The sequence below is a fragment of the Thermodesulfovibrionia bacterium genome, assembly GCA_030646035.1.
Lineage (GTDB): Bacteria > Nitrospirota > Thermodesulfovibrionia > UBA6902 > UBA6902 > JACQZG01.
The window spans coordinates 168830-187033 of the sequence record JAUSMY010000061.1; the positions used below are offsets into that span (position 1 = coordinate 168830).

The 18204-nt window shown below is 43.4% G+C and carries 17 protein-coding genes, 2 tRNA genes and 1 pseudogene; 15 read left to right on the forward strand and 5 right to left on the reverse strand.

The genetic code is table 11. The features are described from left to right. Nucleotides 1-60: 60 nt before the first annotated feature. Complete coding sequence (locus tag Q7U10_12075) at nt 61-1731, forward strand: PAS domain S-box protein (GenBank protein ID MDO8283337.1); 1671 nt, start codon at nt 61-63, stop codon at nt 1729-1731. 150 nt (nt 1732-1881) lie between these two features. Here the strand turns inward: Q7U10_12075 and Q7U10_12080 are convergent, their stop codons facing one another. Continuing rightward, on the reverse strand, nt 1882-3102 hold the full coding sequence (locus tag Q7U10_12080; GenBank protein ID MDO8283338.1) for a S41 family peptidase: 1221 nt from the start codon (nt 3100-3102) through the stop codon (nt 1882-1884). Nucleotides 3103-3250: 148 nt separating this feature from the next. Here Q7U10_12080 and Q7U10_12085 point away from each other — a divergent pair, with 148 nt between their 5' ends. Next, nucleotides 3251-3601 (forward strand): hypothetical protein, encoded by a 351-nt coding sequence (locus Q7U10_12085; protein ID MDO8283339.1) that lies wholly within the window; start codon nt 3251-3253, stop codon nt 3599-3601. A 54-nt stretch (nt 3602-3655) separates the two neighbouring features. After that, the gene (locus Q7U10_12090; protein MDO8283340.1) at nt 3656-4072 is read left to right on the forward strand and encodes a hypothetical protein; all 417 of its coding nucleotides are present in this window, start codon (nt 3656-3658) and stop codon (nt 4070-4072) included. 17 nt (nt 4073-4089) lie between these two features. Here Q7U10_12090 and Q7U10_12095 read toward each other — a convergent pair. Beyond that, a pseudogene (locus tag Q7U10_12095) lies at nt 4090-4296 on the reverse strand (peptide-methionine (R)-S-oxide reductase). Nucleotides 4297-4486: 190 nt separating this feature from the next. On the opposite strand from Q7U10_12095, the gene Q7U10_12100 reads away from it, so the two are divergent. The 8 genes from Q7U10_12100 (at nt 4487) to Q7U10_12135 (ending at nt 13469) form a co-directional block, all read left to right on the forward strand. Then, nucleotides 4487-7126 carry a hypothetical protein gene (locus Q7U10_12100; protein MDO8283341.1) on the forward strand — a complete coding sequence of 880 codons (2640 nt, stop codon included), beginning with the start codon at nt 4487-4489 and terminating at the stop codon, nt 7124-7126. Beyond that, nucleotides 7092-7697, forward strand: coding sequence for a hypothetical protein (locus Q7U10_12105; GenBank protein MDO8283342.1), 606 nt, complete (start codon nt 7092-7094; stop codon nt 7695-7697). The genes Q7U10_12100 and Q7U10_12105 overlap by 35 nt, the downstream gene beginning before the upstream one ends. Before the next feature lie 3 nt (nt 7698-7700). Further along, a complete protein-coding gene (locus Q7U10_12110) occupies nt 7701-10388 on the forward strand; it encodes a hypothetical protein (protein MDO8283343.1) in 2688 nt (895 codons plus the stop codon). Between the two features lie 214 nt (nt 10389-10602). Beyond that, a complete protein-coding gene (locus Q7U10_12115; protein MDO8283344.1) occupies nt 10603-11247 on the forward strand; it encodes a DUF6448 family protein in 645 nt (214 codons plus the stop codon). A gap of 30 nt (nt 11248-11277) precedes the next feature. Then, nucleotides 11278-12234 carry a methyltransferase gene (locus Q7U10_12120; GenBank protein MDO8283345.1) on the forward strand — a complete coding sequence of 319 codons (957 nt, stop codon included), beginning with the start codon at nt 11278-11280 and terminating at the stop codon, nt 12232-12234. A 102-nt stretch (nt 12235-12336) separates the two neighbouring features. Beyond that, the gene (locus Q7U10_12125; protein ID MDO8283346.1) at nt 12337-12822 is read left to right on the forward strand and encodes a hypothetical protein; all 486 of its coding nucleotides are present in this window, start codon (nt 12337-12339) and stop codon (nt 12820-12822) included. 8 nt (nt 12823-12830) lie between these two features. Beyond that, nucleotides 12831-13307, forward strand: a complete 477-nt coding sequence (locus Q7U10_12130; protein MDO8283347.1) for a hypothetical protein — start codon at nt 12831-12833, stop codon at nt 13305-13307. 77 nt (nt 13308-13384) lie between these two features. Further along, nucleotides 13385-13469: transfer RNA gene (locus tag Q7U10_12135), tRNA-Leu, on the forward strand. 65 nt (nt 13470-13534) lie between these two features. On the opposite strand, the gene Q7U10_12140 is transcribed toward Q7U10_12135, so the two are convergent. Continuing rightward, on the reverse strand, nt 13535-13891 hold the full coding sequence (locus Q7U10_12140; protein MDO8283348.1) for a hypothetical protein: 357 nt from the start codon (nt 13889-13891) through the stop codon (nt 13535-13537). A 170-nt stretch (nt 13892-14061) separates the two neighbouring features. Here Q7U10_12140 and Q7U10_12145 point away from each other — a divergent pair, with 170 nt between their 5' ends. Together Q7U10_12145 and Q7U10_12150 are read left to right on the forward strand one after the other, a co-directional pair. Further along, on the forward strand, nt 14062-15369 hold the full coding sequence (locus tag Q7U10_12145; protein ID MDO8283349.1) for a nucleoside transporter C-terminal domain-containing protein: 1308 nt from the start codon (nt 14062-14064) through the stop codon (nt 15367-15369). A gap of 1 nt (nt 15370) precedes the next feature. Further along, nucleotides 15371-16531: a geranylgeranyl reductase family protein gene (locus Q7U10_12150; GenBank protein ID MDO8283350.1), complete on the forward strand. Its 1161-nt coding sequence runs from the start codon at nt 15371-15373 to the stop codon at nt 16529-16531. A 6-nt stretch (nt 16532-16537) separates the two neighbouring features. Here Q7U10_12150 and Q7U10_12155 read toward each other — a convergent pair whose 3' ends face one another. Then, entirely contained in the window at nt 16538-16738 is a 201-nt protein-coding gene (locus Q7U10_12155) for a cation transporter (GenBank protein ID MDO8283351.1), read from the reverse strand. 252 nt (nt 16739-16990) lie between these two features. Here Q7U10_12155 and Q7U10_12160 point away from each other — a divergent pair, with 252 nt between their 5' ends. Then, nucleotides 16991-17254: a hypothetical protein gene (locus Q7U10_12160; GenBank protein MDO8283352.1), complete on the forward strand. Its 264-nt coding sequence runs from the start codon at nt 16991-16993 to the stop codon at nt 17252-17254. Between the two features lie 469 nt (nt 17255-17723). On the opposite strand, the gene Q7U10_12165 is transcribed toward Q7U10_12160, so the two are convergent. Further along, nucleotides 17724-17799, reverse strand: a tRNA-Ala gene (locus Q7U10_12165). A 157-nt stretch (nt 17800-17956) separates the two neighbouring features. Here Q7U10_12165 and Q7U10_12170 point away from each other — a divergent pair. After that, on the forward strand, nt 17957-18204 hold a 248-nt coding region (locus tag Q7U10_12170), incomplete at its 3' end, for an aminotransferase class V-fold PLP-dependent enzyme (GenBank protein MDO8283353.1).

Below are 18204 nucleotides of genomic sequence, written 5' to 3' on the forward strand. Positions count from 1 at the left end.
AAATGCCAATAATCACTATCATGTATTAGTATCCATAAAGCATTATCGGAGCTGTCCCGTATGAAAGACGACAACAGGACAAAAAAAGAGCCGGCAAATGAGGGCCATGAGTTATACAGGAACCTCTTTCATTATTCGAACGACGGCATCTTCATACATGACCTTGAGGGCAATATTTTAGATGTTAATCAGAAGGCGGCTGACCAGCTCGGATACTCAAGGCAGGATATCCTGTCCCTTAATATTTCAAGCCTTCATCCTGCAGAGTCGCTTCATCTTTTAAAGTCCGCGTTAAAGGCGATCTACAGCGACGGTTCCGCAAGACTTGTCATAGACTTTAAAAAGAAGGACGGCGGATTATTCCCGGCAGAGGTCTCTTCAGGCCTGTTTAACGTTGACGGCGATATCCTGATCCATGGCGTTATCCGTGACATATCAGCGAGAAGAGAGGTTGAAGACAAGCTGAGGAACAGCGAGATGATGTTCAGGGCTTTTTTTGACAGGTCTACTACCGGCATAATCATTTATCCGATCGTGAAGGACCCTCTTAAGGAACAGCTGAAGTTTGCGGACTTCAACTCCGCATTTCATGACTTCTTCGGCTACACAAGGGCTGAGATCGAAGGAAAGTCTGTTGATGATATTTCACACCCTGATGACATGATAGATAACACGGGGCTTATGAATGACCTGCTGGCAGGCAGGCGCAGCGGCTACCAGATGGAGAAGCGGTATTTTAAGAAAGGCGGGGAGATAATATGGGGCCTTGTCAACGTAACCACTTTGAGGGACCCTTACGGCAACAACTCCCATGTAATGACCACCCTGCTGGATATAACACAGCGCAAGAAGGTCAAGGAAGCGCTGATAGCAGAGCGCAATTTTTCAAAATCAATAATAAACAGCCTGCCGGATATATTCTTCTGCTTTGATGCCGCAGGGAAATTCCTCCTGTGGAACGAGAACTATGAGAAGGTCTCAGGTTATTCATCCGATGAGATATCAAAGATGAATGTCTTTGACTTTTTCACGGGCAAGGAGAAGAAGCTGATCTTCGAAAAGATCAAAGAGGTCTTTGAGCACGGCAGGTCAACTGTTGAGGCAAACCTCGTCTTGAAGAACGAGAAAAGAGTCCCGTATTATTTTACAGGGCTTCGTACCGAGATAGAAGGAAAGACATATCTCCTTGGCACAGGCATGGATATATCGAACCGTAAGAGGATGGAGGAGGAGCTTAGAGGGCTGTCATTGTCGGATGAACTTACCGGGCTGTACAACAGGCGCGGATTCATGACCCTTGCAGAACAGGAACTCAGGATAGCCCGCCGCATGAAGAGGGGCGTGATACTTCTTTACGCCGATCTCGACGACCTCAAAGTGATAAATGACGGTTTCGGCCATATTGAAGGAGATAATATGCTTAAGGACACGGCCCGCTTTCTTCAGGAGCTGTTCCGCGAGTCTGACATAATCGCTCGCATCGGCGGAGATGAGTTTGTAGTCTTCTCCATTCAGACAACCGATACTAGCGTTGATACGATACAGAGCCGCTTTGATGCGTGCCTTAAGGATTTCAATCAAAAGAGAAACCAGCCGTACATGCTTTCAATAAGCATCGGCATCGTCCACTACAAAGAAGACTGCCCTGATTCCATAGAAGCGCTCCTTACCCAGGCGGATAAGCTTATGTACGAGCATAAAAGGGATAAGCACAAGGGAAAAGGCGGGTAATAATTTCCCCTCTAAAAAGACCAACAGTAGGTGCTTTAAGCAGGGGGATAGGGGTGTGTTTATTTTTTATCTTTTCAAAACTGCCTTTAATGTCTTCTAACGCCCTATTATTACACACCCCTGCACCCCTCTTTTTAGAGGGGAGAACGCTCACTTCGTTTCCTGTAGCTTCAACAGTTTCACCGCAGTTATCAGTCCGATATCCTTTTTTAATCTCTCATTGACATCGAGCTTGAGCACTGCGTCAATCGTCTTATCATCCTGGTCAACTACAAAGTCAGGAAGCAGCCCCTTGCCCTGCCAGGGCTGGCCTTTGGGCGTGTACATGACTCCGGTTATGAACTTGACCCTGTAGTCATTCTTTACGGTGAAGGTCTTTTCGAAGACGCCTTTGCCGTATGTCTTTGTGCCTATTATCATCGCCTTCTGGTGGTCTCTTAGCGAGCCTGCAAGTATCTCAGCAGACGACGCCGTATTCCCATTCACCAGAACCGCTATATCAAAGTTCAGAGGCTCTTTGTTAGTAGATACATAGTTCTGATTCTTCTTATCCCTGCTGAACGTTCTCAATAGAATCCCTTTTTCAGGCAGAAATATCTCCACTATCTTAAGCGGCTCCATGAAGACCCCGCCCGGATCGTTTCTCAGGTCTATCACCAGCCTCTGGAATTTTTCATCATTCAGTTGGGCAAGCTCAGCCTTGAGCTTTTCATACATTCCTTCTGTAAACCTCTTGATCTCAATAAGCGCTATCCCGTCTGAGAGTTTTGTGACTATCAGATTCTCAGTCTCAAACTTTCTCCGCTTTATCGTCACATCAAATATCTCAGTCCCCCTGTTCACCTTCAGCGTGACCTCAGTGCCTTCGTCGCCGTCAAGGAGTTTGCCTATCTCGCTCACAGGCTTGCCCTTGATAAGCTCGGAGCCGACCTTGAGTATCCTGTCATACTGCATCAGGACATTCTCTGCGGGCGAACCCGGCAGTATCTCTGTAACGGTCAGGCTTCCGTCGCCTGCATTAAATGATGTTTTTATCCCTATAGAGACCTGCTCGCCCTTGAGGCTGTCGAATATCTTTGTATACTCTTCAGGCGTCCAGATCTTTGCGAGTTCCTTGTTCTCAGGAGGAGAGATGCGGCGCAGCATCCCCTCAATAGCCGCCCAGTAGAGCGCATCCTCGCTTATCTCATCGCTGTAATAGTTTTCAAGGATGAGCTTCTTTACCTCTTCGAATGTATCCTTCGCATCAGGGAACTTGTGCTCAAGCGCGACCGGGAACAAAGGTTCCAGCTTTGTATTGTCCTCAGCATAAGCCAAAGAAGCGGTGCATATAATAATGAATGCCAGAAGTGTATTAATTATTTTTTTCATAATAAGGGCCCTTTCCTTTATATATGTGTGACATGAGAGGATGTGGATATTATACACAAATACAAAATGAGGCCACAAAACAATATATTATTATTATATTGTGGCATAATTGTTATGTTTGAAACGAATCGTTATGGAGGGAGCGGTCATGCCGCAAGCGACAACACTAGGTGCCCCAGGACAGGCAGCAACATTTTCTTACAAAGGCAATGTTTTAGAAGGTGTTCTCATTGAGTATGAGTATGCAAATGTGTCTATAGATTATGAATTTTTTCAGCTGATTTTATCAGTTTTCCGTGGGCAACAAGTCTATGGTGGGTTCTCAGAAACCAATCCCACACAGGGTGGGTTAGGGGAATGGATAAGAGATAATTCTTACCTCAATTCACAACCCCTAACTCCGAGACATGTGTCTAGGATTGCTGCGATACTCGTAGCTGAAAAATATGCTACTTCAGAGAGAGAGGGAAATGCAGTTTTGATAAAGTTCAAGTCATAACCAGCGAAATTAGGGTTGAGTTTTTCTTCTTAATACCAACCTTATAACTATCATATGCTTAAATCAATCGCATATTCATCAATATTGCTCTGCTTATTGTTTGCAGGCTGTGCGAATCAGAACATAGAAATTAATAAACTCGCCGATACTATCTATCGGCAGGCGAATCTGCAAGCACCTTTGCCTCCTAATGAATTCAAGTCCGATGGCTGCTCCTATTGGCCTGATGGTGATTGGGGGGAATGCTGTATAAGGCATGACCTGGTTTATTGGCAGGGTGGTTCCCGCTCTGTGAGGCAGATGGCGGATACGAATTTAAAAACATGTGTATCCAACACCGGCCATCCTGTTGTCGCTGATCTCATGTACACAGGCACCCGAATGGGAGGAGTATGGTGGCTTCCGACTTCCTTCAGATGGGGCTTTGGATGGGATTATCCGCAGTACGGCCCTGCTAATATCGAATATTAGGTTCTTGACCGAAGACGTTACTTCCCCTCAAACAACTTCTTATATTCCCCATAGCCTTCTTTCTCCAAATCCTCTTTCGGTATGAATCTGAGGGATGCCGAGTTCAGGCAATAGCGGAGGCCTGTCGGTTTCGGGCCGTCGTCAAAGACATGACCGAGATGGGAATCGCCGTGTCTGCTTCTGACCTCTGTTCTATTCGCAGCAAGTCTGCTGTCTTTGCGCTCATTATTAGTGAAATAAATACGAAGAGGCTATTAGTTAAAATTATCCGTACGGGTAATAAATTAAAACTGGCCTTGAATTCTGATAATAAATAACCATTGACAAAAAAAGAAGTAAATGTTAAAACATAAATAATTAGTATCTGAACGGTTATATCCAATCACTAATCAAAAGGGTAAGATAAGGAGCGTCATGAAGATTGCTTTTGGATTGAATAAGAGAGTGGTCAATGCTGTCTGCATAATTCTTTTTATCGTTTCTGTCATCACATCTGTTCTGCCGTCTTCATCTTATGCCCTCACCGGCCAGGGCGTTATTAATATAGAAAAAAGGATAAAGAGCATGGAAGCCGCAGGGAACAAAGTAGTGGCTGTCCTGGACAAGTCCATTTTATCCATAAATTCTGATTCAAACACTTTCAGGGTTCTTGCTGAATTTAATAAAGAGGTCAAAGCCATCTCTATTGATGACACAGGGTCAAGGCTTCTTGTCTCGCTGGAGGATGAGAAAGATATATTAATTCTTGACCTTGAAACAGGGATGGTCCTTAAAAAGATCAAGACCGAAGAAAAGCCGGAGGCGTTCTGTATCGACACCGTGAGAAATATTGCAGCTGTTAAGCTGCAGGGAAAAGGGATCATCGAAATAATAAACCTTTCAAATATGACAGTGGCAAAGAAGATAAAGCTGAAAGATAATCTCTCCGGCTTATGGTGCTACTCAGAAAAGGGATTGCTGCTTGCAGCTTCAGGTGCTGAGAATAAAAGAGAGGACAACGAAGACGATGATGAAGAAAGAGGAGAAGATCATGAGAGCGATAAAGGCAGGTTATTCATTTTTACTGAAAAAGGTGAAAAGATAGCTGACCATGCTTTTGATAAGGGAATCAGGGACATTTCAATAGATAGTGATAATGCTAAGGCGGCTATACTCACAGATGATGGACATGTATACATACTCGATATTGATACACAGGTATTGACTCAATTAACTGCTCTGCAATATTTGCCGGGGGATATTGAACTTAAGGGAGACAGATTATTAGTTACAGACAAGGAAAGTGGTAATTTGATAACCATTGATCCGACAACAGGTGAAATAGTAAAAGAGGAATATATCGGCAGGAAAGTAAAACATATAGCTTGTACGGATAGCTATTGTCTTGTGAGCTTCAAAGATGGAATAAGGATATTGAAGGGAGAAGATCCTCTCGATGTTTCAATTAATACACCTTTAGATGGTGAAATGACAATCGCTGCTTCAGTTGATGTGCAAGGCCTGGCAACCTCACCATATCCGGTTGTCTCAGTCAATGTGAACGGAGTTGAAGCAGCAATATCAGGCAATGCTTTTACCGTTGTCATTCCGCTGGCAATAGGCATCAACACTATAACAGCCACGGCTACAGACGAAGTAGGCAGAATTGCATCCCGCAGCATCAACCTGACAAGGGCTGTTAAAGGAAGCATATCCGGGAAAGTGATGGACATATTAACAGGTTTACCACTTTTGTCAGCGAATATTTCTATTACAGATTCTGCAAATAATATTTATAATGTATCAACAGAGGCGGACGGTGCATATAACATAAGCGATATTGAATCCGGTGTTTTTAGCGGAAGCATAACAAAAGATGGATATACAGTTTATGACATATCAGGCAATGTCTTCTGGAACCAGGCTTTGACCATTAATGCTGAATTAAGCCCTATCTTGCCTCTAATAACAAATGAGGCGGTAACTGACATTACATCAAGTTCAGCAATGGTCTCATGGTCAACAGACTTGCCTGCTGATAGTTTTGTAGAGTATGGTGAAACCGTATCATATGGTAACTCTCTCTCCGATCCGGCTATGACTACAGTTCATAACCTGACATTAACCGGGCTGAAGCCGGTCACAAAATATTACATCAGGATAACATCGACAAACAATTATGGTTTCACTTCATCATCAGATTCAGGTTCATTTACAACTCTGGATCCGCCGCCTGCCATAAATTTAAACATAACTTATCCGGCTGATGGAGCGGCATTATCAAGAACTGATACGATGGTCAGCGGAATGATATTGAATGCTACGGGCAATGAGACCGGTGTGACTGTGAATGGTGTAGTGGCTGTTGTTTACAATGGCCGGTTCTTTGTGAATCATCTGCCATTGGTTGAAGGTGGAAATATAATTACGGTTAACGCAGTTGATACAGCAGGCAATATGTCCGCAACTTCAATCACTGTTTTTGCAGATACCACAAAACCGTATGTGACATTGAACTCTAATATCGAATCCGGCATTTCGCCTTTTGATGCGTATTTCTCAGTTGATACATCTATCCCGAATTCTGTATCAACCTATCAGATGGATGGTAATTATGAGGGGAGCTTTGATCTTGACTACACAGGCGCTGTTTTTGATGATGTATCATTTACTTATGCATACGAAGGCGTTTACTATCCAATGATATTGGTCACGGATTCAGCAGGCAATGGATATACTGATACCATTGCGGTAGTTGTTCAGGATAAAGTGGAACTGGATGATATTTTCATAGGAAAGTGGATACACATGAGAGATGACCTTATTGCTGGCGAGACTGAGTTAGCCCTAACCGTTTTTATCGATAATAATAAAGATAAATATAGAACTGTTTTTGAAGCTCTTAGCCCTCAATTGCCAACAATTATGGGAACATTTATCGAGTTTAATATTGTTGATGTTAAGGGAAACGTAGCTGAATATGAAATCGTTGCAGATGAAAATGGTGTTTTGTATTCATATCCTGGAACTTTAATCAAAGATGGCACCGGCATATGGAAATTTAATGACTTTTAATAAGGAGACTTTCATGCGAATATTCGGCCATTTGGCAATGATGGTTATCATGTCTGTTTTTTTAACAACAACAGCCTCTGCTTTTCTGATTCGATATGACGGGCCATATGAAGGAAGAGTAATTGACGCTGAAACAAAACAGCCTATTGAAGGGGTGGTGGTACTTGGTGTGTGGTATAAACAAATACCTAATGTGGCAGGTTCAAACAGTATTTATTATGATGCAAAAGAGACCGTGACGGATAAAAACGGAGAATTCAGGATTGAAGGTTTGGGGCTAAAGATATTCAGTTATGTAGGCACAATGCATGTTCTCTTATTTAAAGCAGGACATGAGTACTTAGGTTTATGGCCATGGGAGACATTGAAAGAGGATGGAATGCTTAGAGAAAGCATTAAATGGGAAGGAGAAAAAGCGATTATCCCTTTGAAGAAGTTTACGATGGAGGAGAGAAAGAAGAGGCATGCCGATAAGGAGCTCATTCCAGATCAAAAGCAAAAGTTACTGATAAGGGAATTAAATAAAGAATACAAAGAACTGGGCATTCCGCTTTATCCGGAGGTTGATTAAATCATGAAGTTAGGCAAAATTTTCTATTTTATAGTCGCTGGCTTCTTTGCTATTTCATTAAATCATAAAGCATTTGCATGGAATGAGGAAACTCATAAGAATCTCTCTCAGGATGCTGTAGAAAATTCAATTTTGCAACTCTCCCAAGGTGATTATATGAGCAAACTGGGATATGAAAATGGATTAAATGAGAAATTCTCATGGAATAATAAATCTCAATCTATTTTATTATGGGTCAGGGAAGGCGCTCAGCTTGAGGATGCTGATGCTATTTTTGGCAAAGCAAGATATGTAAATCATTTTCATAATCCGACAAAAGAATGGAATAGTGCGGGGCTTAATGATATTACAAGTGGAATGTCTTCTCTTTTATGGGCGCAATATAGTGCGAAACAAGCGACCTTTACAGAGGAAGATTGGTCATGGGAGAAGATCAGGCAGGTTTATTACTGGGCATTAATTTCACCGACTGAAGAGCAAAGACAGATAAATTTTGCTCAGACCTTCAGAGGGCTTGGCCATCAGATGCACCTTATTCAGGATATGGCCCAGCCTGATCATGTAAAAAATGATGCCCATCCAATTGATGGGTTAGGTTGGACAAATGGATTAGAGACGTGGGCAACTGACAATCCTGTGACAATAAAATCTTTTTCTTCATCTCCTGCATTTCCACAGGTAGCTTTAAATGTTGACATCAACTATGAAGGTAATATCTATTCTCCTATTACACAGTTTATCGATACGAAGCAGTATAGTGGCAGTTTAATTCCAGGTACGAGCCTCACATGGGGATTGTCAGAATATACCAATTCAAATTTTGTCAGTGACGACACGATATTTACCGAGAACTTTAGTCAAAGCAACAAGCATTATTTCCCTTATCCACGATATAGCCCAGAGAGCTATGTGATGCATGAGATAGATCTTCCAGATTTCAAAAAGAGAATATATCTAAGAAAACAAGGAGATGGTGAAAATATTGAGCACTTTGCTACTGCCGGGCCACTTTATAAGTATCTTAGCTTTGATCCTGCGCTTCAACGAGACGAATTAAAACTTGATCCGGTAGTACATCATGATTACGCCGAAATGCTCATCCCCCGCGCTGCAGGCTATTCCGCAGGGCTGTTGAATTACTTCTTCAGGGGAGATATTGACCTTATTTCTGAAGGCGGAGGTTATGTGATTACCAATAACTCTGCTGAAGAGATGGAAGGTATGTTTGAGCTTTATCAAGAAGATAGTAACGGAGTTAGAACCAGGATATGGAACGGTCAGTTGGTTTTAGGCCCATCCGGTTCTGGAAGTAATCATAGTGGCAATGTAAGTTTTCCGGGGACTGCTGGTAAGTATATGCTTGTCTTCAGTGGAAGGATCGGGAATGAATATGGCGCAGTTGCAGGGCGATTAATAGAATTATATCGGCTTGACATCATATCGCCGGGCAACGGGACGGTGACGAGCAGTGATGGAGGAATAAACTGCAGGAGTAACTGTTCTCTGGGTTATCTTAAAGGAACAGTAATCACTCTGACTGCTGTTGCGAATCCTGGCTGGATGTTTAGCGGTTGGTCGGCAGCGGAATGTCCCGGCACAGGAGATTGTGTCATAACATTAAACAAAGATACTGCCATAACACCAAGTTTTTCAGCACATCTAACCTGGTCAGCAGAGCCTGTTTCATACCCTCGCTACGGCGGTTATGTAGGCACTAATGGTGGGCATACGTCTATTGCCGTGGACTCCCTAAACCGTGTGCATATCGGTTATTATTTTGCTGATCCTATTGATCGTAACTTGCGAGAAGACTATTATCACGCAGTTAAAGTGAATGGTTCATGGAGTGGCAATCTGCTTGGAGGATACTCCAACCTTGAGTACACAGGACAGTATTCGTCCATGACTGTGGATTTATCAGATAATGTATATACTACTTTTCTTAAATACCAATACAATTATTCTCTCATGTATGCCACGAACGCTCCTTCCGGCGCATGGAATTATAATTCTATCAACGGCTCTGCTTCCTTTGGACAGACATCGATCAAAACTGATTCTTCAGGCTATGTGCATATAAGTTTTTCAGGTTCCGGCCAGAAATATATGACAAATGCTCCATCAGGCTCATGGGTTTCCACTGCAATTGATTCCAATTCTATTTCAAACAATTATTCCTCTATAGCAGTGGATTCATTTGATAAGCCGCACATAAGTTTTTACAGTACTGGCGGCCTTTGGCATGCAGCACAAAATGATCAGGGAATATGGAGCAAAGAGAAGATTGACAATAGCGGAACGTACACATCTATCGCGATTGATTCATTGGACAACGTGCATATCAGTTACTTTTCCGGCAGCGCACTCAAGTACGCGACAAACAAAGATGTTGTGCCGGGATATGGAAATTGCCCTGGCAATATTAACTGGAATTGTGCAGTGGTAGACAGTTCAGGAGGCGCATATACCTCTATTGCTTTAGACTCATCAGATAGAGTGCATATCAGTTATAATGCCGGTGGATATCTAAAACATGCTTATGGTTCTTACGGACTTTGGAATCTGGAAGCTGTTTACACTATCGCCTCTAACAGCAACACATCTATAGCAGTGGATTCATCAAACGTCGTGCATATCAGTTACAAAAACAGCGGCAATCAGATAATACATGCATTTGCGAATCTGCCGTAGGTTGTCTGCACGCTTATGCTTCAGAACTGTTTTAACGATACATCTAACCAGTGAGAATCCTTGCTCACTAAAATCATTCCTTAATCACACACTATATCCCCCCTTGTAACATTTCCGGTGAAGCAATAATATAGTTGACTGACTTTGAAAAATACGATAAGAATATACATGACAACTTTTAACCTTAACCCAATCTTATAAGGAGGAAACTATCATGAAAATGAACAAGTTTATTATTCTCTCTTCATTTATGGTCCTGATCTTTGCCATGCTTTTCGGCGGCAGCAAATTAGTACCTGATGCATCTGCGCACTGCGACACCATGAACGGGCCGGTTATTAAACAGGCGCAAAAAGCATTAGATGCAGGGGATGTAAACCTTATCCTTATGTGGGTGCAGAAGAAAGATGTAGCTGTGATTAAAAAGGCTTTTGATAGTACGTTATCTGTACGTAAGTTAAACCCGCAGGCGAAAGAACTTGCCGACATGTATTTTTTTGAAACATTGGTCCGTATTCATCGCGAGGGCGAAGGCGCGCCGTATACAGGGATAAAATCTGCCGATGCAGTGGTCGAGCCCGGCATAGACGCAGCTGATAAGGCTATAGAGAACGGTTCTGTTGACCATCTGGCTGAAGAGATCTCCACTATTGTCGCAAACGGGATACGCGAACGTTTTAAAGATGTAATGGAAAAAAAGAAACACATTAATGAAAGTGTAGACGCCGGGCGTGAGTACGTTGAATCATATGTTACGTTCATTCATTATGTAGAAAAGCTTCACCTTGCTGCTTCTGAAGGCAGCGAACATCATGCTGCTCCGGCAGAAGCAGGAACAGAAAAGAAGCATGTACATTGATATTCAGAGCGGCAGAACCGGGAGGCGGATATGGCAGATGAAGATCTCATAGGATTAAGAAGGCTCTATTCAGGATTTATGGCTTCAAGGGTAATACTCACGGCGAATAACCTCGGAGTCTTTGACCATCTGAAAAAACCTTCGGCAGCTTCAGCTGTTTCAAAAAAAATAAAGACCGATGCTCGTGCCATGGAGATAGTGCTTGATGCGCTTACCGGCATTGGTTTGGTTATTAAAAGTAAAGATGGAAAGTATCGCAATGCTCCTGTAAGCACCCGCTATCTTGTGAAAGGCGCCAGCCTCTATCAGGGTGATATCGTCAGGCACGCATCAGGCATGTGGGAAGGTTTCTCTCATCTTGACGAAGTGGTCAGAACAGGCCGCCCGGCAGAGCGCAGGCGCGACCATGAGGCGTTTATCATGGGGATGCATAACCTCACCATCCTCCGTACAGAGAGCCTTATTAAAGCGATCGGGATCAAAGATGTAAAGACGATGCTCGACCTCGGCGGCGGCCCCGGCACCAATGCGATGGCTATGGCAAAGAAGGGAGTGAAGGCAACAATCTTCGACCTGCCAGCGACGATAGCGATCGCCAAAAAGGTCGCGCGCCGCGATGGGATAAAGGGCATCACTTACATTGCCGGGGATTTTCATGTGGACAGTATAGGCTCAGGATATGACCTCATCCTCTTAAGCCAGATCTTGCATGCCTTTTCAATCGAGGAGAATATCGCGCTTTTGAGAAAGTGCATGACAGCCCTCAATCCCGGAGGCAGGGTAGTTGTGCAGGAGTTCCCAATCAACGAAGCCCGCACAGCCCCGCCGCATAGCGCTATCTTCTCAGTGAACATGCTAATGAGTACGCCAAATGGCCGGTGCTACACTACCAAAGAGATCAAACATTGGCTTTCTGAAACAGGGTATAAAAAGATAGCTGTGAAGAATACACCTGAGACGGTATGTATTGAGGGGAGAAAAGAGTGAAACTATTTTGTGATTGTATTTAGATTGTCATAGTGATAAATTATCTCATTCCAGCAAATACGGCTGGCTGTATTAATTGTTGGATGTATAAAACATGGTATTATGAGGAACAAAAATAAAATACAATTCATCACGAAATCTGTTTTGCTCTGCCTTGCGGTGTTGATTATTATCTTAATATCCAACGTAATGACTACTTATGCTAAAGACTGTACTCCTGAAGATGCAATGAAAGCGGAAGATTCAGCCTATGGTTTAAAAGGTTGGAAAGAAATCTATGACTCTTTCATCCAGTTTAGCCATTGTGATGATGGTGCGATTGCCGAAGGTTTTTCAGATTCAATTGTGACAATGCTTGCTTACAGATGGGATGAAGTACTTACTCTGAAGAAACTTGCTGGAGCAGATAGTAAGTTTTTAACCTTTACGATTCGTCATATTGATGCAACAACAAGCATTGATGATTTACGACAAGTTGTTGACAATGCTATATCTTATTGTCCGGCTGAAAGCACAACATTATGTGATGAAATAAAGAGGGAAGCAAATAGAGCGCTTAAAGAACTTGCTGATTTAGGTATTCGGTAGTTGCTCATATGACACATATAAAAATATGCCCAGATTGCAAAACTGAGTACAACCCGCACATCGAGAAGTGCGCTGACTGCGGGGCGGTGCTTGTGCATCCTGAGGAACTTGAGAGAGTGTATCAGGATCGTGAGAGGTGTGCGGTTGAGATGATTGCGGATCCGGTTGTGGTAAAGGATGGCGAGCTGAGGTGGATGAATGAGCTTTCTGATGTTCTTGTCCGCTCAGGGATTCCGTGCCTTGTTAACTCAGAGGCAGGGTGCAAAAAAGGATGCTGCGGAGAGAAGTTCCAGCTTATGGTCTCATCTGAGGATGCTGAGAGGGCAGGGGAGCGGATAGCTGATTACTATGCGGAGATAGATCCGGAGTTTCTGCATTCAAAAGAGATGCTCAGTCAGGGCAGATGCCCGGCATGTTCTACCCCAGTAGAAAGTGATGCTGCCGAGTGCCCGGAATGCGGCCTGATACTTCTTGTGATAGAGTAGCCTGAACTGGAATATTATTCTCCCCGCCAGTTTGATTAATCCCCTCTAAAACCTATAAAATTATTCAGTTATATATTGCGAGAGTGGCGGAATTGGCAGACGCGCCAGACTTAGGATCTGGTGCCGCAAGGTTTGGGGGTTCGAGTCCCCCCTCTCGCACCATTTCATACGAATAAAGGGGCCTTGCATACTCAAGACCCCTTATATTTCTTTTACCAAAATACTAATTACTGGAAGTATTGGTCATACCAATTGCGCTCGTCGTGCCTGTCATTTCGGTCATTTCTATCATCCCGATCATGTCTGTCATACCTGTCATTTCTGTTATCCACCATTTGAATATACTGCATCTTTTTCCAGAATGGCCGGTGCTTCATAAATGCCGGCCTTCCCCTGTGCCTCTGGTCATACTGGCGCATTCCAAAGGCAGATCCTCTTGCGTTGTCAAAGATCACTGTGACCATTACAGGCGCTTCATAACGTGAACTTGCCCTCTCTCTTTCATGCCGTGTGTCATGTGCATATGTTACTGACGTGACGGACAGTAACAGTACTGCTGTTAAAGCTGCGAATAATCCTTTCATCTTTGCCACCTCCATATATTTTTCTTGTCTCAAGATTAGAACATTGGTTCGAAGAAATGATGAAAATAGAGTGAAGAAGTTATGAAGCAATAAAATAAGCTTCTTGAAAATACTACCTGTTTCATTTATTATTCTGAAGCTCTCCAACAACTCAACTGACCGGAGGAAAGATGAATTATAATTTTGTAAGCTTTGCCGGCATATTCATACTGATGGCCTTTGCATGGTGCCTTTCAACTGACAGGAAGGTGATAAACTGGAGGGTCATCATATGGGGGACTGCAATTCAACTTATCTTCGCGCTCTTTATATTTGTGGTGCCTGCAGGCGCAAAGGTATTTCTCTTTATCAATGACGCGCTGGTAAATGTGATCGACGTTGCGGGAGCGGGAACACGCTTCATCTTCGGCAGGCTTGCGCTTCCTCCCGGAGTAAAAGATGAATGGGGCGGCGAGTCGCTCGGTTTCATCTTCGCGTTTCAGGCGCTTCCCACGATAATATTCTTCTCGAGCCTGATGAGCATTCTTTATTATGTGGGATTTATGCAGTGGCTCATCGGCATATTCGCAAGGACCTTCACAAAGCTTATGAGGATAAGCGGGGCAGAGTCTCTCTGCGCTGCGAGCGAGATATTTGTAGGCATTGAATCATCGACCGCCATCCGTCCTTATCTTGAGAAGATGACGATGTCTGAGTTCTGCACTGTGCTGACCGCTGGAATGGCAACCGTTGCGTCAAGCATATTGGCGATCTATATCATGATCCTTCAAAAACAGTTTCCTGCCATAGCGGGGCATCTTGTGTCAGCCTCATTCCTCACAGCGCCTGCCGCGATAGTCATGTCGAAGATCCTTTTGCCTGAGACCGGAAAGCCTGAGACGCTGGGACTGCATGTCAAGCCTTATCAGGAAAAGGAATCGTCATTTATCGAGGCTTCAATAAACGGGGCGACCGCCGGGACAAAACTGGCTGTCGGTGTTGTGACATTGCTTGTCGCGTTCCTCGGACTTGTAGCGCTGGCGGATTTCATATTTGCGGGAGTCGGTTCAAAATTAAACAGCCTGCTCGGCCTCAATATGGACTTGTCGCTCAAGGTGCTTTTGGGATACATATTTTATCCGTTCACGCTTATCATCGGAGTTCCCCCGTCAGACGCTGTTGAAATATCGAAATTGATCGGCGAAAGGGTCATCCTCACAGAAACAAAATCATATATGGATCTCGCTGTGCTTATTGAGAATGGCGCTCTGCATGACCCGCGCTCTTCATTTATAGCGGTATACGCCCTATGCGGTTTTGCCCACTTCGCATCCCTTGCCATATTTGTTGGCGGGGTATCTGCGCTGGTTCCGTCCAGAACCGGAGACCTCTCAAAAGTGGGCCCAAGGGCGCTTCTTGCGGCGACATTGGCAACGCTTATGGCAGCTGCTGTTGCCGGGACTTTTTATAGCGGAGGCTCCATATTACTGGGGCGGTAATATGTTTGAGCCGATAAAGTATGATGTAATAATCGCAGGCGGCGGGCCTGCCGGTTCCACTGCCGGTTATATCCTTGCCAAAGCCGGCCTGAGTGTCCTGCTAATTGACAAGAGCGTTTTCCCGAGAAAGAAGCTCTGTGCAGGGCTCATCACCCACAAGACCGTCAGGCTTCTGAAACGCGTATTCAATGAAACAACAGACTCCTTGAAAGAGATCGGTGCGATCAATTTTGAATCTGACAGATATGAGATCCTTCACAGAAATGAGAGCCTTGCAAAGAACAGGTTTGCCATTCCTTATTATTTTGTAGAACGATTTATTTATGACGACTTTCTTCTGAATAAGGCAAAAAGCGCAGGCGTGGTTACAGCCGAAGGTGAGGGCGTCACTCACTGCGACCTCTCTTTAAATGAAGTGACTACAGATTCAGGCAGGACGCTTAAGGCAAAGTTCATCATAGGCGCTGACGGTGTGCACAGTTCAGTAAGAAAGGGATTTCCACATGAGAGGTTTAATAAGGATTCCTGGCAATATGATCTTGGTACTGCGATAGAGATAACCGTTGATAGGTCTGATATAAATTTTGAAGTGGATCATCCCATGGTCTTTTTCGGTTTTGCGGATTACGGTTACGCATGGATATTTCCTAACAGAGAAAGACTGGTGATCGGCATATGCGGCCTTAACAGGAAGAATAAGAAGAAGGGCTTTGTGAAATCTTTTCATGATTTCTTATCTGAGATCGGCATGGATGAATTAAAAAAAGAGAGCGTGAAAGGATATCCTCTTCCTTTCGGCAATTTTCTTTTGAAGCCGTTCTTCGGCAATGCGCTTCTCACAGGCGATGCAGCAGGATTTGCAGACCCTATATTCGGTGAGGGGATATTTTACGCGCAGAGAAGCGGCGAGCTTGCTGCACGGGCTATTATACAGTCAGTGAATGAAGGCACAGACGCCTGGAGCGCTTATCATGCATTACTGCAAAAACATATACTGCCTGAGATGATCTCGGCAAAGAGGCACCACTGGTTCTTTTATAACAGGCTGCAGAAGCAGTTCCTGAAGATCGTTTTCAACAAATTTGCAAACAGCGCATCGGAAACAGTGCATGGGATCAGAAGCCACCGGGGCCTCAGGAAGCTGACAGAAGGTAACTCTTAACTTTTCTTACACTATCTTGTAACCAGCTTTTTTAACCGCGTCCTCAATATTTTCTTTGCCGGTCTTTGCTGCGTCATAGGTGACCTTTGCAGAGCCGATTGCTACTTCAGATGAAGTCACGCCGTTAAGATTATCAAGAGCCTTCTTTACAGCCATTACACAGTGTCCGCAGCTCATGCCGTCTATCTTTAAATTTACTTCAGCCATAACCGCCTCCTCATAAAACTTAATAACACATGAATGATTTTAACATTTTATTGTCATTGACTAAAAAAAATATGTTGCTATATACTGAGTTAAGGAGAACATAAGGAAAGTTAAGTCAGAACTTGCGGAGTAAAAAAAAATCTACAAATTATAGTATTGTAAGAATAAGAGTGGATGAAAAGAGTCGAACCAATCAGCCTGGAAGTAACTGGAGAAAAAAGGTTTGGTTAATAAATCAAAAAGGGGGCGAATATGAAAAAAGGTTCTAAATTGATTCTATTATTATCTGCAATATCTATTTTTGTTTTAGCGGTGATAGTTCCTCCATATATCCGTTATCTCCCTAACGGTGTTATTTTATCGCTTGGCCATGAATTTCGACCAAAAATAATTAACTTAATTATGCCTGATTATACGCTTCAATGGGGTGCTGTTGTTAATGCCAACTTATTATTTTCTGAGGTTATTGCCATCACAGCTTTTGCCGTGATTATGCATATGTTTTCAAAAGACTAATAGAACCCTGAAAACGCTCTATATTAAGAAAGGGGGTTAACCAATAATGGTTAGCTCCCTTTCTTGCCTCCTGTAGTTATAATCATTTATCTGTAGGATAAATACCTACAAATAAATCAGCCGTATTGCCATATACATATTTAGTAATCTTATATAGTATACATGTAAGAAAACAGAATCATACATAATAATTCTTTAAGGAGATTGTTGAATCATGATGAAGAATCTTATAAAGAAAATACTTAAGACTTTTTCAAAGACAAAAAAGCACAGAAAAATAAAATTTGCCATTCGTTACATTATTTATTGATAAATGTCTTGCCGATTACCTTTTTATTAAAAGGCAGAACCTGTTTGTGAATTGATCGATTCTTTCTGCTCTCCCAAGTGTTGCACTTCATTGTTAACTGGCGTCAGCAAAAAAAAAGAGTTAATCCCGATTTGTCGGGACTACCCCCTTGTTTTTAAATGGTGGAGCTGAACGGGATCGAACCGTCGACCTCTTGACTGCCAGTCAAGCGCTCTCCCAGCTGAGCTACAGCCCCGAAAATCTTGCCAAAGAGAGGCACACTATATCATCGAGTCCAAACGTTGTCAATTTTGATTTGCCGGTGATTTCGCAAAAATGGCCTCGGAAATGAATGTTGACCAGATCATTAATCACGGTTGACAATAAAATTGCGGACAGATATGATGAACCCTATGACTCGACGCATTTACATGGATTATGCTTCCACCACGCCCACGGATCCGGCGGTAATTACCGCCATGCAGCCGTATTTTTTTGAAGCGTTTGGCAATCCTGCCAGCCCGCATTATTACGGACATGAAGCTTCGAAGGCCCTAGAATCGGCGCGCGAACAAACAGCCGGTTTTATCGGCGCAAAAGCGGATGACATTGTCTTTACGTCCAGCGCCACCGAAGCTGTCAATCATGTGATGTTCGCTCT

Bases quoted from the DNA above. Each gene is read 5' to 3' on its own strand.
- Q7U10_12075 (MDO8283337.1), top strand. From the start codon at position 61: ATGAAAGACGACAACAGGACAAAAAAAGAGCCGGCAAATGAGGGCCAT.
- Q7U10_12080 (MDO8283338.1), bottom strand. From the start codon at position 3,102: ATGAAAAAAATAATTAATACACTTCTGGCATTCATTATTATATGCACC.
- Q7U10_12085 (MDO8283339.1), top strand. From the start codon at position 3,251: ATGCCGCAAGCGACAACACTAGGTGCCCCAGGACAGGCAGCAACATTT.
- Q7U10_12090 (MDO8283340.1), top strand. From the start codon at position 3,656: ATGCTTAAATCAATCGCATATTCATCAATATTGCTCTGCTTATTGTTT.
- Q7U10_12100 (MDO8283341.1), top strand. From the start codon at position 4,487: ATGAAGATTGCTTTTGGATTGAATAAGAGAGTGGTCAATGCTGTCTGC.
- Q7U10_12105 (MDO8283342.1), top strand. From the start codon at position 7,092: ATGGCACCGGCATATGGAAATTTAATGACTTTTAATAAGGAGACTTTC.
- Q7U10_12110 (MDO8283343.1), top strand. From the start codon at position 7,701: ATGAAGTTAGGCAAAATTTTCTATTTTATAGTCGCTGGCTTCTTTGCT.
- Q7U10_12115 (MDO8283344.1), top strand. From the start codon at position 10,603: ATGAAAATGAACAAGTTTATTATTCTCTCTTCATTTATGGTCCTGATC.
- Q7U10_12120 (MDO8283345.1), top strand. From the start codon at position 11,278: ATGGCAGATGAAGATCTCATAGGATTAAGAAGGCTCTATTCAGGATTT.
- Q7U10_12125 (MDO8283346.1), top strand. From the start codon at position 12,337: ATGAGGAACAAAAATAAAATACAATTCATCACGAAATCTGTTTTGCTC.
- Q7U10_12130 (MDO8283347.1), top strand. From the start codon at position 12,831: ATGACACATATAAAAATATGCCCAGATTGCAAAACTGAGTACAACCCG.
- Q7U10_12140 (MDO8283348.1), bottom strand. From the start codon at position 13,891: ATGAAAGGATTATTCGCAGCTTTAACAGCAGTACTGTTACTGTCCGTC.
- Q7U10_12145 (MDO8283349.1), top strand. From the start codon at position 14,062: ATGAATTATAATTTTGTAAGCTTTGCCGGCATATTCATACTGATGGCC.
- Q7U10_12150 (MDO8283350.1), top strand. From the start codon at position 15,371: ATGTTTGAGCCGATAAAGTATGATGTAATAATCGCAGGCGGCGGGCCT.
- Q7U10_12155 (MDO8283351.1), bottom strand. From the start codon at position 16,738: ATGGCTGAAGTAAATTTAAAGATAGACGGCATGAGCTGCGGACACTGT.
- Q7U10_12160 (MDO8283352.1), top strand. From the start codon at position 16,991: ATGAAAAAAGGTTCTAAATTGATTCTATTATTATCTGCAATATCTATT.